We start from the raw sequence: 16,061 nt of genomic DNA on the forward strand, positions 1-16,061 counted from the left end.
TCGGGGGCGAGGGCGGGCCCGGGGCAATAATCCTTCTCACCCCGTCGCCGGAGATCGCGTCGATGCCGAAGATGCCGCGTTGCCTGTGTCAGCTCGCCCTGATCCCCGTCGCGCTGCTGAGCGCCTGCGGTGACCCGCCCCCACCGGCCTGGTCCGGCTACGCCGAGGGCGATCCGGTCTACGTGGCGGCGCCGGTCGCGGGACAGCTCGTCGAACTCCAGGTCCAGCGCGGCGACACCGTGAACGCGGGCGTTGCGCTCTTCAGCATCGACGGCACGCCGGTGAGCGCCGCGCGCGCCGAGGCCGGCGCGCGGCTGGCGGCGGCAAAGGCCGAGCAGGCGGACATCGCCAAGGGTCGCCGCCCCGACGAGATCGCGATGAGCCGCGCACAGCTGGCGCAGGCCCGTTCGCAATCGGCACTGGCGGAGGCCGATCTCGCGCGGCAGCAGCAATTGATCGGACAGGGCTTCATCTCCGCATCCCGGTTGGACGACGCGCGCGCAGCGGCGGCGCAAGCGCGCCAACGGGTGCGTGAGCTGGAGTCCTCCCTGCGCGTGGCGGAACTGCCGGCTCGCAACGACCAGCAGGCCGCCGCGCGCGCCAACACAGAAGCGGCGTCGGCGGCGCTCGCCCAGCAGCAGTGGCGCGAGTCGCAGACGCGCCAGAGCGCGCCGGCGGCCGGCCTCGTCGACGACACCTTCTACCGCGTCGGCGAATACGTGAACGCCGGGCAGCCGGTGGTGTCGCTGCTGCCGCCGGCGCAGCGCAAGGCGCGCTTCTACGTGCCGGAGCCGGAACTCGCCTCGCTGCGCCCGGGGCAGAACGTCCAGCTCAGTTGCGACGGTTGCGGCGCACCGATCGCGGCGCGCATCAGCTACATCTCGCCGCAGCCGGAGTACACGCCGCCGGTGATCTATTCCAACAGCCAGCGCTCACGGCTGGTGTTCCTTGTCGAAGCGCGGCCCGATCCGGCGCAGGCGCTCCGGCTGCATCCCGGCCAGCCGCTGGAGGTCCGGCCCGTGGCGGTCGCCTCTTCCACCTCTTCCACCTCTTCCACCTCATCCGCCCCACGCGCCCCCGTCCCCTCAACCACCTCGTCGTCGGGACGTCCATGAGCGAACTCGCCATCGACGTCCGCGGCCTCACCAAGCGCTACGGCCAGCGGATCGTCGTCGACCACGTCGACCTGCGACTCGGACGCGGCCGCATCTGCGGCTTCCTCGGCCCGAACGGCAGCGGCAAGACGACGACGATCCGGATGCTCTGCGGCCTGCTGACACCCGACGAGGGCGAAGGCACCTGCCTCGGCCTCGACATGCGCCAGCACGCTGGGGAGATCAAGCGCCAGGTCGGCTACATGACGCAACGCTTCGGCCTGTACGAGGACCTCTCGATCCGGCAGAACCTCGACTTCATCGCGCGACTCTTCGAGCTCGACAACCGTCCGCGCCGCGTCGACGAAGCGCTGGACCGGCTCGGGCTGAAAACGCGGGCGGCGCAACTGGCCGGCGCGCTGTCCGGCGGATGGAAACAGCGGCTGGCGCTGGCCGCCTGCCTGCTGCACGACCCGAAGCTGCTGCTGCTCGACGAACCCACCGCGGGCGTCGATCCGAAAGCGCGACGCGACTTCTGGGACGAGATCCACCGCCTGGCGGCGGACGGCATCACCGTGCTGGTCTCGACGCACTACATGGACGAGGCCGAGCGCTGCCATGAACTCGCCTACATCGCCTATGGCAAGCTGCTCGCGCGCGGCACGCAGCGCGAGATCATCGATCAGGCCGGGCTCACCGTCTGGGCCTTGCATGCGGACGACCCGAAGCGTCTGGCCGAACTCTCGTCCTCGCTCAACGGCGCGGACGGCGTGCTCAACGTCGCCGCGTTCGGCAACAGCCTGCACGTCGCCGGCCAGGACGAGGCCGCGCTGGAACGGACCATCGCGCCGCATCGCGCCGGTGACGGCCTGCGGTGGGCGCGCGCCGAAGCCAACCTCGAGGATGTCTTCATCAGCCTGATCAGCAAGACGCCCGACAACTTCGAGGCCGCACGATGAGTTCGGGACGCCCCCGCCGCTTCAGCCTCGCGCGGGTGCTGGCGATCTTCATCAAGGAGGTCCAGCAGATGCTGCGCGACCGGCCGACCTTCGCGATGGCGGTGGGCGTGCCGATCCTGCAGCTGCTGCTTTTCGGCTATGCGATCAACACCGATCCGAAGGGACTGCCGACGGCGGTCGTCACGCAGGACCGCGGACCGATGGCGCGCAGTCTCGTCGCGGCGCTCGAGCAGAGCGGCTATTTCCGCGTCCAGGCCCGGCCCGCGTCCGAGCACGACGGCGACCGGCTGGTCGAGGATGGCGAGGTGCAGTTCCTGATCGTGATCCCGCCCGACTTCAGCCGCCGCGTCGTCCGCGGCGAGCAGCCGGCGGTGCTGGTGAGCGTCGATGCGACGGACCCCTCGGCATCGAGCAACGCGCTGGCGGCGCTCGCGCAACTCGGCGCGCAGGCGCTGCGACGCGACCTCGTCGGCGCGGCACGTCCGGACGGCGGCGCGGCGCCGACCTCGCCCTTCGAATGGCGCGTCCATCGCCGCTACAACCCCGAGGGGCTGTCCCGCTACAACATCGTGCCGGGTCTCATCGGCACCATCCTGACGATGACGATGGTGATGCTGACCGGCCTGGCGATGACCCGCGAACGCGAGCGCGGCACGATGGAGAACCTGCTCGCGACGCCGGTGCGCCCGCTGGAGGTGATGATCGGCAAGATCCTGCCCTACATCGTGCTGGGCTACGTGCAGCTGGGCGTGATCCTGCTGGCGGCGGCGCTGCTGTTCCAGATCCCGATGGCGGGCAGCTTCCTGCTGCTGATGGCCATGATCGGCGTGTTCATGCTGGCGAACCTGGCGGTCGGCTTCACCTTCTCCACCCTGGCGAAGAACCAGTTGCAGGCACTGCAGGCGACGTTCTTCTTCTTCCTGCCGTCGATGCTGCTGTCGGGGTTCATGTTCCCGTTCCGCGGCATGCCGCGCTGGGCGCAGCTCATCGGCGAGGCGCTGCCGCTGACGCACTTCCTGCGCATCGTGCGCGGGATCATGCTCAAGGGGAATTCGTTCCCGCAGGTCCTGCCCGAACTCTGGCCGATGGTGGTCTTCCTGCTGATCGCAGGAACGATCGCGCTGCTCAGATACAGGCAGACGCTGGACTGATCCCCCATGCCCACGGGGAAAGTCCTGATCCTGGCTTCAGCCGCGCTTCAGCACCCGCGCGCACCGTGAGCGCTCGCGGGTTGGAGTTCGGAGGACCACATGGGACACCCCTCAAGGAGGAGTTGGCGAAGGATCGTCGGCGTGGCCGCGACGTTCGGGATCGCGGGCGTTGCCGCGGCGGCGCCGTCGGCCGCGGATCCGGCACCTCCGGCATCGGCGCCGGCGGTGACGCCAGCGATGACGCTGGAAGCGGTCGCGCCGGCCGAGTCCAACGAACCGGCCCGACGGCCGCTGGCGCTGCAGGCGTCGCTCGCCGCGTTGCGGGCGCGACTCCAGACGTCGCCGGCGGCCGGTGTCGACGGCGCGCGATCCAACGTGATGCTGAGCCGCGGTCTCGACATCCAGGTCGTCGAGCTTCCGCGCGAGGGCGCGCCCATCGGTCCGCCGCCCAGGCGTGCGCACCATGCGGTGAGCATCGGCATGTCGGGGCCGAAGCAGATGCTGCGCGGTCTCGGCCTCGATGCCACGGAATGTGCCGCGCGATTCCGCATGCCGTCGAAGCTCAGTCGCAAGGGGGACGGCTCGTCGCAGATCGACATCACCGCGCAGCTCGGCATGGGCTGCAAGTTCTGAAGTCCGTGACCGCAAGCCCCGAGGTCCTCGGTCGCAAAACCTGGGGAGTACGACGGCGGTGGTGGACGGCATTGCTGGGGGTTCAGGCGCTTGCCGCCTGTGGCCCCCTGCAATGGCGGCCAGCGCCCTGAACGACGCAGGTGGGCGGTCGTCCGGATGCTTCAGGCGTAGAGCGTCGCTCGGCCGTCGCGGACGAATCCTGCGAGCCTCAGTCCGCATGACTGCGCCGTGCGGATCGCCAGGTGCGTGGGCGCACTCACGGCGGCGAGCATCGGCATGCCAGCGATGGCGGCTTTCTGGACCATCTCGAAGCTCGCCCGGCTGGTGACGGCGGCGAAGCCTTGCGAGGCGTCGATGCCGGCCTTGGCCATGGCGCCGATCAGCTTGTCGAGTGCGTTGTGGCGGCCGACGTCCTCGCGCGCAAGGACCACTTCGCCGTCCGGGCGACACCAGGCGGCTGCGTGGATGCCACCGGTGCGTTGTTGCAGCGGCTGCGCTGCGGCGAGCTCGCGCATCGCGCGCGACAGCGCCGGCACGAGGGTGGCAGCGTCGGCGAGCCCTGCGGGCAACGGCGGCACCGGTCGACCCGGCACGCGGAAGACCTGATCGAGGTTGTCCGTGCCGCAGAGGCCGCAGCCGGTGCGGCCCGCCATGCTGCGGCGACGCTCCTTCAGCAGCGATTCACAACGCGCCGTGACGCGCAACTGCAGCGCGACGCCATTGGGCCGCGCGCGCACTTCCACGTCGAGCAGATCGGCCGGCGACCCCAGCAGTCCTTCGGTCAGCGAGAAGCCGAGCGCGAAATCCTCCAGGTCCAGCGGCGTCGCCAGCATCACGGCGTGCGAGAGCCCGTTGTATTCGAGCGCGATCGGCACCTCCTCGGCGACGAACTCCTCGTCCGCCGCGCGCGTGGCGCCGAGCCGCTCCGGCCGCACCGCGACCAGCGCGGAAGGCAGCGGCGCGTCGTCATCGTCGGGCAATGCGCACGCGTCGCCCACAGCGTCGCTGTCGGCGCCGTTGATGGTGTGACCCAGGGAAGCGCTCATGGACGTGCTCGGGATGCCGCTCATGTCGTGGTCTGTGCCGGCCCGTCGTCGGCGCTGTCGCCGCGACCCGCCGGCGTGATGCGCGCGATCCAGCGGCCATCTTCATCCACGTGCAGGCGCACCCACCCGGGTCCCTGCGCGTCTCCGACGCGCGCGTCGCTCATCAGCGTGTAGAGCCGCAGCAGCACGCTGACGCGCAGGCCGGTGCGCTTGGCCAGCCGCGGCAGCGAGACGCCGTTGCCGCCGTCCAGCTCCGCCAGCGTCTCCAGGGCGAAACGCGCCTGCGCGGCCATGTCGCCGTCGTCCTCGACTGCCTCCCCGACCCCACGGTCAGGCGCGTCGCGGACGTCGGCGGCAGGCGCGTCGGCGCGGTTCATCCGGCGTGCCTCAGGCGGCCACCCCGGCCACCGAGCGGGCCTGGTCCTGCGGCAGCGGCGCGTCCTGCTCGCGCAGCGTCAGCACCACGGGAATGGACTTGGACGTCGGCGTCCCCGCGCCGATGGACACGCTGCTCAACGGCACCAGCGAATTGGTCTCCGGGAAGTAGCTTGCCAGGCAGCCGCGCGGGATGTCGTACTCGATCAGCACGAACTTCTCGGCGCGACGCGTGTCGCCGTCGCTGTAGACGCTGGTGATGTCGACCCACTGGCCGGCCTTCATGCCGATCTCGCGCAGGTCGTCCTTGTGGATGAACACCACGCGGCGATGGCCCCAGACGCCGCGGTAGCGGTCGTCCATGCCGTAGATCGTCGTGTTGTACTGGTCGTGCGATCGCACCGTCGCCAGGTTGAACACCACCGTCTTCTGGTCGCGCATCCGCGCGCGCGCCTGATGCAGCGGCGTGTCCGTCGGCAGCTGGTAGGTGATGAAGTTGGCCTTGCCGGTCGGCGTGTTCCAGACACGCTCCGACGCGGTGTTGCGCAGCCGGAAGCCGCCCGGGGTCTTGATCTTCTCGTTGAAGCCCGCGAAGTCGTCGAAGACCTCCTCGATCTTGTCGCGGATGCGCGAGTAGTCCTCCACCAGCCACAGCCACGGCGTCTTCGAGCGGCCCTTCAAGGTCGCGGCCGCGAGGCGCGCCACGATCATCGGCTCGGACAGCAGGTGCTCCGACGCCGGCGCGTTCATGCCGCTGGAGATGTGCACCATGCTCATCGAGTCCTCGACGGTCACGCCCTGCGGGCCGGCGGCCTGCATGTCGATCTCGGTGCGGCCCAGGCACGGCAGCACCAGCGCCTCCTTGCCGTGGATGGTGTGGCTGCGGTTGAACTTGGTCGTCACGTGGACGGTCAGGTCGGTGTTGCGCAGCGCCTTCCAGGTCGCGATGGTGTCGGGCGTCGCCGAGGCGAAGTTGCCGCCCAGTGCGAAGAACACCTTGCCCTTGCCGTCGAGCATCGCCTGGATGGCCTCGACGGTGCCGTAGCCGTTCTCGCGCGGCGGCTCGAAGCCGAACACCTGGCCCAAGCGGTCCAGCAGAGACTTGGGCGGCTTCTCGTAGATGCCCATCGTGCGGTCGCCCTGCACGTTGGAGTGGCCGCGCACCGGGCAGGCGCCCGCGCCTTCGCGGCCCAGGTTGCCGCGCAGCATCAGCAGCGCGGCGATGTGCTGGATCGTCGCGACCGAGTGCTGGTGCTGGGTGATGCCCATGCCCCAGCAGATGATCACGCGCTTGGCCTGCGCGTACAGGTCGCCGGCAGCGCACAGCTGCTCCTGCGACAGGCCGGATTCGGCCTCCAGCGCTTCCCAGGTCTCGGCGCGGATGCTGGCTTCGAAGTCCTCGAAGCCGTTGGTGTGCTCGGCGATGAAGCCCAGGTCCAGCACGCGCTCGCCGCCGGCGGCGACCGCCGCGTCGTCCAGCTCGAAGACGCGCTTGCACAGCGCCTTCATGACGGCCATGTCGCCGCCGATGCGCAGCTGGAAGTAGTTGGTCGAGATGGGCGTGCTGCCCAGCGTCGCCATCTCCATCTTGTCCTGCGGGTCGGCGAAGCGCTCCAGGCCGCGCTCGCGCAGCGGGTTGAAGCTGACGATCTTGCAGCCGCGCTTGGAGGCTTCGCGCAGCTCGCCCAGCATGCGCGGGTGGTTGGTGCCCGGGTTCTGGCCGAAGATGAAAATTGCGTCCGCCTTCTCGAAGTCGTGCAGCGTCACCGTGCCCTTGCCGATGCCGATGGTCGGCTTCAGGCCCTGGCCGCTGGGCTCGTGACACATGTTCGAGCAGTCGGGGAAGTTGTTGGTGCCGAACTCGCGCACGAACAGCTGGTACAGGAACGCGGCCTCGTTGCTGGCGCGGCCCGAGGTGTAGAACATCGCCTCGTTGGGATCCTTCAGCGCGTTCAAGCGCGCGGCGATCAGCTCGAAGGCGTCGTCCCAGGCGATCGGCGTGTAGCGGTCCGTGGCGCGGTCGTAGACCAGCGGCTCGGTGATGCGCCCCATGTTCTCGAGGTCGAAGTCGGACCACTCGGCCAGCTCGCTGACGGTGTGTCCGCCCAGCACGCTGGCCGTGGCGCGGTGCGCGGTCGCCTCGGCGGCGATCGCCTTGGCGCCGTTCTCGCAGAACTCGAAGGTCGAGCGGTGATCCCGGTCGGGCCAGGCGCAGCCGGGGCAGTCGAAGCCGTCCGGCTGGTTGGCCGACAGCAGCGTCTTGGCCCCCTTCACCGCGACGCCCTGCGCCTGCAGGTGCTTGGCAACGCTCTTCAGTGCGCCCCAACCGCCCGCCGGGCCCTTGTAGAAGTGGATCTTCTGCTCGCTCATCGAGTCCTCCAAAAATCGTTGTGCCCTGTCCGCCCCTCGCCCAACGCGAGGTCTTGAAACAGAGTCGCCCCGTGGTCGTCGTGGACGGCCGCCGGGGCGAGGGTCATGCTAGCCGGTCAGACGCTTGCGCGCTGCCGGCGGGTCTTGCGCGCAAGCTCAGCTGAAGAACTTCGACGCGCTCAGCAACGTGCGGTAGATGCCCCAGGCCAGCGGGATGCCCACGGCCAGCCAGGCCAGCGCGACCAGGAAGGTCGGCGTGGCGCGGCCGGCGCCCGGGCCGCTGCCCACTTCGGCGGCGGCGGCCTTCTCATGGGCCAGCTTCTTCTCGACGGCCAGTTCGGCGTCGGTCATGAAGTGCTTGTCGGCGACCGGACGGATGACCAGGTTGGCGATCAGGCCGATGACCAGCATGCCCACCAGGATGTACATCGTCTGGTTGTAGACCTGCTCGCGCGGGATGCCCAGGCCCAGCTGGTAGTCGCGCATGCCGTTCACGATGAACGGGCCCAGGATGCCGGCGGTGGCCCAGGCGGTCAGCAGGCGGCCGTGGATGGCGCCGACGAACTGGGTGCCGAACAGGTCGCCCAGGTAGGCCGGCACGGTGGCGAAGCCGCCGCCGTACATCGACAGGATCACGCACACCGCCGCCACGAAGGCCAGCTTGTGGCCCGCCGCGGCGCTGCTCGGCAGGCTGGCGTACAGCAGGCCGCCCAGCACGAAGAACACCGTGTAGGTCAGCTTGCGACCGAGCTTGTCGGACAGCGAGGCCCAGACGAAACGTCCACCGATGTTGAACAGGCTCAGCAGCGCGGTGAAGCCGCCGGCGATGCCGGCGATCGCGGCCAGCTGGGTCTTGTCCAGCTCGGCGAACTTGGCTTCGACGCCGATCAGCGAGCCGCCGAAGATCTCCTGCAGCATCGGGCTGGCCATGCCGATCACGCCGATGCCGGCGGTCACGTTCATGCACAGCACGATCCACACCAGCCAGAACTGCGGGATGCCCCAGACCTTCTTCACGTGCACGTGGCGCTGCGTGATCATGGTGTTGCTGGCCTGGACGGCCGGCGGGGTCCAGCCTTCCGGCTTCCAGCCGGTCGGCGGTACGCGGTAGCCCAGCGCTCCGGCGACCATGAACACGAAGTACACCACCGCCATCACGACGAAGGTCTGCATCACGCCGGCGTCGGTCGGGGTGGCGAAGTGCTTCATCAGCTCGACGGCCAGCGGCGAACCGATCATCGCGCCGCCGCCGAAGCCCATGATGGCCATGCCGGTGGCCATGCCGCGACGGTCAGGGAACCACTTGATCAGCGTCGACACGGGCGAGATGTAGCCCAGGCCCAGGCCGATGCCGCCGATGACGCCGGAGCCCAGCACCATCAGCCAGAACTGGTGGGTGTGGATGCCGAAGGCGGAGATCAGCATGCCGCCGCACCAGCACACGGCCGAGACCAGACCGGCCTTGCGGGGACCGGCGCGTTCCAGCCAACCGCCCCAGATGGCCGCGGAGCAGCCCAGGAACAGGAAGAACAGCATGTAGATGGTGCCCAGCGTCAGCACCGTCCAGTCGCAGCCGGTGGTGAACAGCTGAGCCAGGAAGCCCACGTCCTTGCCGCATGCGGCGCCGGTGCCGGCGGTCTGCAGCATCTTGGACAGCGGCAGCCAGAACACCGAGAAGCCGTAGGCCATCCCGATGCACAGGTGGATGGCGAGCGCGCTCGGCGGCACCAGCCAGCGGTTGAAACCGGGAGCGGCGATGGTGCGCTCCTTGTCCAGCCAGCTCGAGCCGGCGGATCCGCCGCCCTGATCGGTCAGCACAGTAGACATGGGTCCTCCTCAAACACAAAAGAAAGGCGGCCGCGACGCGGCCCGCTGATGACGAACGGCAACGAACCCTCAAACGGCACCGTTCGGCCGCGTCCCGTGTTCCGACGTCCCCGTCCCTTTCGGCATCAAGAACCCGTTACGAAAACAGTTTCTGGTGACGGGCTGAAAAAGTTGGGGCAGAACGCTCGCGGCGGCGCGATCTTGACGCAAGTCATTGACATCCATTGACAACCACACATAGCGAGCGGACATCTATCGCACGAAACCGACAGCCGGCGTCTATGCAAGGCCTAGCGGTAACCGAATGTGGCGTGGATCATTTGGGCGATGAGCGCACAACACCCCTGACGCAGGTGACACCGCCAGGAAGTACGGGGAGGCGCGGGCACCAGGGACGATTGTTGAGGCCCCCACAACGGTGCGTTGCGCGGCGCAGCATTTATGCGATCGGGGTGAATGCCTATTGTTCGGAGGTTTCCTGTCTCCGAAGGCGTCCATCAGCGCCTTCTTCACCGGACCGCCCCCAGGGCCGTCCGGTTTTTCTTGGGCGAGGGATCGCCGTTTGCCCCGATGAACACGTGGATGTATCGGGTTGAAACCTGCCGTTTGTCCTACAAACCCTCGCGACCTCAACCCACGTTCGACTCCCCGTCCACGGTCCAAAGTTGGTCCTAACCGATCTCCACCGATCGGCCCCTCAAGCCCAAAGGAGAGACCTAATGAACGCGACCAAATCCCTCGTGACCGGTGCCGTTGCCCTGACCGCCTTCGCCAGCGTGCTGGGTCTGGCGTATGCGCAGGTCGAAAACTCGACCGAGTCGACCCAGACGCAGGCGACCCAGGAACAGTACCCCGCCACCCAGACTGAACAGCAGGCGCCCGCCGACCAGAGCATGACGCCGGCCGACCAGTCGAACCAGGCCACCACGCAGCAGGAACAGACCACGCCTGAAGCGCAGTCGCAGCAGACCCAGCCCTCGTCCACCGACCAGTGGCAGAACCAGCAGCCGGCCACGCAAGACCCGCTGCCGGCCGAACCGACCAGCGCCGGCACGCCGGCTCCCCGCGCCGACCGCAACTGATCGGTGATGCCGCACCGCCACGCCCGGCCCTAGCCTCTCCCTGAAAGCCCACCATGCTGCGCGCCTCCAGCGGGTACTTCTTCAGTGATCCGCCGCCACCGAAGCCGCCCTCGTGGTCGGTTCCGGGACGGATCCCTGAGCACCTGCGGGAACGCGCAGGATGGGCGGCGCAGGGACTGGCGCTGGGTCTGGCCGGCGCGCTGCTGGCCTGGCCGGCGGCGACCTTCCTGATGAAGCACCTGCGACCGGCTCCGCCCGTCGTGGCCCGACACACCCCTTCCGCACCGGTCCAGCCGGTCGTCCACGCCCCCGCGCCAGTGTTGCGGACCGGCACGGCCGACTTCGGCAAGACCAAGGTTTCCAAGCAGGCCCGCCAGCTCGCCCAATGGGTGATGGCGGGCTGGGATCACAACGGTCGCCCGTTCGCGATCCTCGACAAGCGCCAGGCCCAGGTGCTGGTCTTCAGCCCCGAAGGCAAGCTCCAGGCGACCACGCCGGTGCTGCTGGGTTATGCCGCCGGCGACGACAGCGTCGCGGGCATCGGCCTGCGGCCGATCGCCGAGGTGAAGCCGTCCGAGCGCACGACGCCGGCTGGCCGCTTCGTCGCGCAGCCCGGCAAGAACGCCGGGCACGAGGACGTGCTCTGGGTCGACTACGACGCCGCCGTGTCCATGCACCGCGTGCGCCCGACCAACCCCGCGGAGCGTCGACTGGAGCGGCTCGCCTCGCCGACGCCCAAGGACAACCGCATCAGCTTCGGCTGCATCAACATGCCGGTGAAATTCTTCGAGCAGACGCTCTGGCCGACCTTCGGCAAGCGCGGTGGCATCGTGTACGTGCTGCCTGAAAAGAAGGCGATGGAACAGGTCTTCGCGGAGCAGATGCGCCGCGCCAAGGCCGGCCCGTCCACCTGACGCGCGGTCGATGACTGCCCTGCGTCCGCGGCTGACGACCGCCTCCTCCCGTCACCCCACCTTCCCCTCCTCCACCCGGTCCGCGCTCGCGCTGGCGGTCGCCGTCGCGCTTGCCGCGGGCGTTGCCACGTCCGCCCAGGCCCAGGTGAGCCGGGCGACCGTGCGCGGTCTCGTCACGGCGCCGGCCGGCGTCCAGCCGGGCGGACTGTCCATCACCGCCACCAACAGCGCCAACGGCGCCCGCTACCGCACAAGTACCCGCGCCGACGGACGCTACGCGCTGATCGGCCTGGCGCCGGGCGAGTACGTCGTGAGCGTCGCCGCGGCCGACGGCAAACCGATCAGGACCGAACGCATCACGCTGTCCGTCGGCGAGAGCGCCGCGCTCGACCTGGGCGCCGCACCCGTGGCGGAGACACCGGATGCCATCCAGCTCGGCACCGTGACCGTCGAAGGCAACGCGAGCCGGCAAGGCGTCAAGGACTCGCAGCTCGGCACGGTCGTGTCGCAGCGCATGATCGAAGCGCTGCCGCAGAACACGCGCAATTTCCTCAGCGCGGCGGACCTCGCCCCCGGTGTCGCGTTCTCGACCGATTCGAGCGGCCTGAGCCGCGTGCAGTCGGGCGGACAGGACTTCGACCACCTGAACGTCTTCATCGACGGCGTGGGCCAGAAGAACAACATCCTGCGCGGGGGCGTCAGCGGCCAGTCGGACACGCGCGGCAACCCGTTCCCGCAGTCGGCGATCTCCGAATACAAGGTGCTGACGCAGAACTACAAGGCCGAGTTCGACCAGGTCAGCAGCGCCGCGATCACGGCGGTGACGAAGTCCGGCACCAACGAGTTCCACGGCGAGCTCTACGGCGACCGCACGGGCACCAACTGGCGGGCCATGAACTCGCTCGAGAAGGACCGCGAGGCGCAGGGCATCCCGCGCCCATCGTCCGAGAAGTACGAATACGGCGGCAGCGTCGGCGGTCCGATCGTCAAGGACAAGCTGCACTTCTTCGTCGCGTACGACGCGAAGCGCATCGAGGACTCCCGCCAGATCGCCGGCCAGAACTTCGAGAAGCTGCCCAACGCCGGCATCGTGCCGGAGCTGCTGGCGCGGCGCGGCAGCCAGGTCGATCCGTTCCACGAGGACCTGTTCTTCGGCAAGCTCGACGCGCAGCTCAACGACGAGCATCGCCTGACCCTCAGCGCGCGGCTGCGGCGCGAGACCGACCGCATCGCCGAGGACCGTAACCTCTCGCTGCCCGGCAACGACAAGGAGCGCCGCAACGACGAGACACGCATCGACCTGAAGCACGAATGGTCGCGCGACGACTGGCTCAGCGAGGCCCGCATCGGCTACGAGGACTACCTCTGGAATCCGAAGTCGGCGTCGGACACGCCGCTGGTCCGCTACAAGGTGTCGACAGCGTCGCCGCAGGTGCTCACGTCCTCGCAGGACGTGATCCTGGACGGCGGCTCGCCGGATGCGCAGCGGCGCAAGCAGCGCGGCACCTTCCTGTCGGAAGAGCTGACCTACACCGGCTTCGACGGTCACGTGATCAAGGGCGGCGTCAAGTTCAAGGACATGCGCTACGACCTCAGCGGCACGGCCAACTCGGTCGACGCGGTCGAGGTGCTGATCGACAACGTCACCGGCCTGCCCTACTGGGACGGCAGCAACTGCCTGGGCACCAACGTCTCCAACAACGGCAGCACCAGCGCGCAGTGCAACATCCGGCGCGCGGCGGCGGCTTCGGGTGCCAGCTTCAAGAACAAGCAGTGGGGGCTGTACCTCCAGGATGACTGGAGCGTCACGAACAAGTTCGAGCTCAACCTCGGCGTCCGATGGGACTACGAGGACAACATGCTCAACAACGCGTACGCCACGCCGGCCGACCGCATCGCGGCGCTGCTGGCGCCGGACGTCGAGCGCTACGGCATCACGCCGCCGGCGGGCCAGACCTATGCGCAGTCGCTGGCCAAGGGCGGCATCGACGTGTCGCAGTACATCAGCAGCGGCAACTCCCGCAAGGCGTTCAAGAACGCGATCGCACCGCGCGTCGGGTTCTCCTACGACGTCTTCGGCAACCGGAACACGGTGGTCTTCGGCGGCTACGGCCGCAGCTACGACCGCACGATGGCCAACCACGCGCTCGACGAGGCGCAGAAGAACCAGTCGCCCGGCGGCGAGATCTGGCTGGTCCGCAACGATCTGAAGATGCCTTACGCGGACCAGTTCAGCATCGGGCTGCGTCAGGCGCTCACGAAGACATGGAACGGCGAGATCGCGCTCAGCCGCGTCGAGGCGAAGAACCAGTTCGTCTGGTTCAGCGGCAACCGCGACGCCAACGGCGGCTTCGCGCAGCAGTCATCCATCGACCCGCTGTGGGGCGGTCCGAACGGCTTCGGGCAGGTGGTGCTGGGCGATTCGATCGGCCGCACGCGGACGGACTCCGTGTTCGTGAAGGCGGAGAAGCCGTACACCGAATCCTCGGGCTGGACGGCGACGCTGGCCTACACCTACAGCGACGCGAAGACGACCAACCTCCAGTGGAGCAACGACACCTTCGACTGGACCTACGGCCGCGCGGGTCGCGGCTGGAATCCGAGCACGCTGGTGGACCGGCACCGGCTGGTCGGCGCGTTCATGACGGACAAGCTGCTGCCGTGGGGGCTGACCTTCTCGGCCAAGGGCACGTATGCGAGCGGCTTCCCGAGGCGCCTGACGAACTGCATCGGCGGCACGCCGCAGTGTTTCCTGGTCGAGGGCGACTCGCCGAGCTTCCGGCAGGTCGACATCAGCATCGGCAAGGCCTTCAAGTACGGCATCCACCAGGTGGCGTTGCGACTGGACGTGCTGAACGTGCTCGGCGCCGACAACTACGGCGGCTTCGACGACTGGATCGGCAACGCGCCGCAGTCCGGGGCGACGCCCAACCGGCTGGGCGGCGACAACCTCAACCTGGACAAGCCCAACAACATCCGCGGCGACAACCGCGCGATGCGGGTGGTGTTGAACTACAAGTTCTGAGGCGTCGCCTGCGCAGGCCCGGGCTCGCCAAGGCGGACCGGCACCGCAAAGCGGGGACAAGGTCGGAGGACATGACGATCGGCGTGGACGGTGGCCTGCCGGCTATGCTGGCCGGCATTGTTCATCGCCAACGGCCGGATGCCATGACCACTGCCCTGCTCATCATCGATCTGCAACGCGCGCTCTGCGTGGGCGAGTACGCCTGCCACGAGGTCGACGCCGTGATCGGCCGCCTCAACGGCCTGATCGCCCAGGCGCGGGACACCGGCACGCCCGTGGTCTTCGTCCAGCACGAGGAGGACGGCTACGAGCCGCTTCGTCACGGCAGCGAGGGCTGGCAGATCGACGACCGCCTGCACGTCCGGCCGGACGACCGGCGCGTGTTCAAGACCTCGCCGGACTCCTTCCACAAGACCGACCTGGACGCGGTGCTGAAGGGGGTCGGCGTGACGCACCTGGTCATCTGCGGCGCGCAGAGCGACTTCTGCGTCGACACGTCGACGCGCCGCGCGCTGAGCTCGGGCTACGACGTCACGCTGGTCGAGGACGGCCACACGACGATCGCCTACGGCGACCTCACGGCGCCGCAGATCATCGACCACCACACGCTGATCCTGCGCAACCTCAACAGCTTCGGGCCGAAGATGGAGGCGAAGAAGGCGGCGGAGATCAGCTTCGGAAAGAACTGACCCCCGGCTTGGTGATCACTTCAGCGACGTCCTTGCGCTGGCGAGTTGCGACAAGGTCATGTCGCACTGATCCACCGTCCCGATGCAGTCGAGCCCGCGCGATTCGACCTCGTGCATCAGGCTCAGCCAGGCGTTCAGGCCCTCGAGCGTGACCTTGGTGCGCGAGGTGCGGCTCCAGCCGCGTTCGGCCAACTGCCCCAGGTAGATCCACGTCTGCCGGCGCGACAGCCCCGAGAGCTGCCCGATGCAGGCCTGCGACACCGGCAGCGCCAGGCTGTTGCCCACCATGCCGGCGCGCTGCGAGCTGCTCAGCGCGGCCGCCAAGGTCGCCAGCACGCTGATGAGCCGCTGGAAGCCGTTGCCCGCCAGCCGCATCGTGATCTGGTCCTGCAGCCGCGACGCGGTCGCCGCGTACAGCTCGCCCGTCGCCGCGTCGCGCTCCGGCGCCTTCGTGTCCTTCATCCGCGGCATCGGGATGTGGATCGTCGTGACGTCGACCAGCGCCGTCACGTCGTAGCGCGCCGCCAGCTTGCCCAGCGGCGAGTCCGCCCCGATCACGTCGCCCAGCCACAGCGCCGCCACGGCCACCCGCGTGTCCGCCGCGACCTTGGCCGCGAGGAAGGCCGCCCCGCCGCTGATCGCGATCCATTCGGCCAGCGGCGTGCCGGCCTCGATGATCTTCTGGCCACGCCGGTACGTCCGGATCTGGCCGTCGGCCAGCCAGTCGTCGCTCGTCGTGTCCGGTGCGCCGTCGTGCGTCGGCGTCCGCGTCCCTCTCGTGCTCATGGTGTGTTCTGCATGAAGTCCGCCGGACAAGGCTCCGCCCTCCGCCCCTGATGCGGACCTGTCGCGAAAGCCATTGCGGCGAATCGTGGGTTATAGAAGCGGACCGCCGA

13 protein-coding genes are annotated in these 16,061 nt (G+C 68.9%); 8 read left to right on the forward strand and 5 right to left on the reverse strand.

Going from position 1 to position 16,061, the window contains the following annotated elements; translation table 11 throughout:
* Positions 1–62 precede the first annotated feature (62 nt).
* From ACQ86G_RS03185 to ACQ86G_RS03200, 4 genes are all read left to right on the forward strand, one after another.
* Complete coding sequence (locus tag ACQ86G_RS03185) at positions 63–1,115, forward strand: HlyD family secretion protein (RefSeq protein ID WP_431259286.1); 1,053 nt, start codon at positions 63–65, stop codon at positions 1,113–1,115.
* Positions 1,112–2,053, forward strand: coding sequence for an ABC transporter ATP-binding protein (locus tag ACQ86G_RS03190; RefSeq protein WP_431259287.1), 942 nt, complete (start codon positions 1,112–1,114; stop codon positions 2,051–2,053). The genes ACQ86G_RS03185 and ACQ86G_RS03190 overlap by 4 nt, the downstream gene beginning before the upstream one ends.
* Positions 2,050–3,204, forward strand: coding sequence for an ABC transporter permease (locus tag ACQ86G_RS03195; protein ID WP_431259288.1), 1,155 nt, complete (start codon positions 2,050–2,052; stop codon positions 3,202–3,204). Before ACQ86G_RS03190 ends, ACQ86G_RS03195 begins: the two co-directional genes overlap by 4 nt.
* Positions 3,205–3,345: 141 nt before the next feature.
* On the forward strand, positions 3,346–3,837 hold the full coding sequence (locus tag ACQ86G_RS03200; protein ID WP_431259289.1) for a hypothetical protein: 492 nt from the start codon (positions 3,346–3,348) through the stop codon (positions 3,835–3,837).
* A 161-nt stretch (positions 3,838–3,998) separates the two neighbouring features.
* Here ACQ86G_RS03200 and fdhD read toward each other — a convergent pair whose 3' ends face one another.
* The 4 genes from fdhD to ACQ86G_RS03220 form a co-directional block, all read right to left on the reverse strand.
* Positions 3,999–4,883, reverse strand: coding sequence for a formate dehydrogenase accessory sulfurtransferase FdhD (gene fdhD / locus ACQ86G_RS03205; RefSeq protein WP_431259290.1), 885 nt, complete (start codon positions 4,881–4,883; stop codon positions 3,999–4,001).
* 20 nt (positions 4,884–4,903) lie between these two features.
* Complete coding sequence (locus ACQ86G_RS03210; protein ID WP_431259291.1) at positions 4,904–5,260, reverse strand: hypothetical protein; 357 nt, start codon at positions 5,258–5,260, stop codon at positions 4,904–4,906.
* A gap of 10 nt (positions 5,261–5,270) precedes the next feature.
* Entirely contained in the window at positions 5,271–7,628 is a 2,358-nt protein-coding gene (locus ACQ86G_RS03215; protein WP_431259292.1) for an FdhF/YdeP family oxidoreductase, read from the reverse strand.
* Positions 7,629–7,784: 156 nt separating this feature from the next.
* Complete coding sequence (locus ACQ86G_RS03220; protein ID WP_431259293.1) at positions 7,785–9,455, reverse strand: OFA family MFS transporter; 1,671 nt, start codon at positions 9,453–9,455, stop codon at positions 7,785–7,787.
* 719 nt (positions 9,456–10,174) lie between these two features.
* Here ACQ86G_RS03220 and ACQ86G_RS03225 point away from each other — a divergent pair.
* The 4 genes from ACQ86G_RS03225 (at position 10,175) to ACQ86G_RS03240 (ending at position 15,165) form a co-directional block, all read left to right on the forward strand.
* Positions 10,175–10,537 carry a hypothetical protein gene (locus tag ACQ86G_RS03225; RefSeq protein WP_431259294.1) on the forward strand — a complete coding sequence of 121 codons (363 nt, stop codon included), beginning with the start codon at positions 10,175–10,177 and terminating at the stop codon, positions 10,535–10,537.
* 53 nt (positions 10,538–10,590) lie between these two features.
* On the forward strand, positions 10,591–11,451 hold the full coding sequence (locus ACQ86G_RS03230; RefSeq protein WP_431259295.1) for a hypothetical protein: 861 nt from the start codon (positions 10,591–10,593) through the stop codon (positions 11,449–11,451).
* Positions 11,452–11,461: 10 nt separating this feature from the next.
* Positions 11,462–14,476 (forward strand): TonB-dependent receptor, encoded by a 3,015-nt coding sequence (locus ACQ86G_RS03235; protein WP_431259296.1) that lies wholly within the window; start codon positions 11,462–11,464, stop codon positions 14,474–14,476.
* A 143-nt stretch (positions 14,477–14,619) separates the two neighbouring features.
* The gene (locus ACQ86G_RS03240) at positions 14,620–15,165 is read left to right on the forward strand and encodes a cysteine hydrolase family protein (protein WP_431259297.1); all 546 of its coding nucleotides are present in this window, start codon (positions 14,620–14,622) and stop codon (positions 15,163–15,165) included.
* A gap of 15 nt (positions 15,166–15,180) precedes the next feature.
* On the opposite strand, the gene ACQ86G_RS03245 is transcribed toward ACQ86G_RS03240, so the two are convergent.
* Positions 15,181–15,951: a Crp/Fnr family transcriptional regulator gene (locus ACQ86G_RS03245; RefSeq protein ID WP_431259298.1), complete on the reverse strand. Its 771-nt coding sequence runs from the start codon at positions 15,949–15,951 to the stop codon at positions 15,181–15,183.
* Positions 15,952–16,061: the final 110 nt, after the last annotated feature.

The sequence above is a fragment of the Roseateles chitinivorans genome (genome assembly GCF_050632145.1).
In the GTDB taxonomy this organism is placed as follows: Bacteria; Pseudomonadota; Gammaproteobacteria; order Burkholderiales; family Burkholderiaceae_C; genus Roseateles; species Roseateles chitinivorans_B.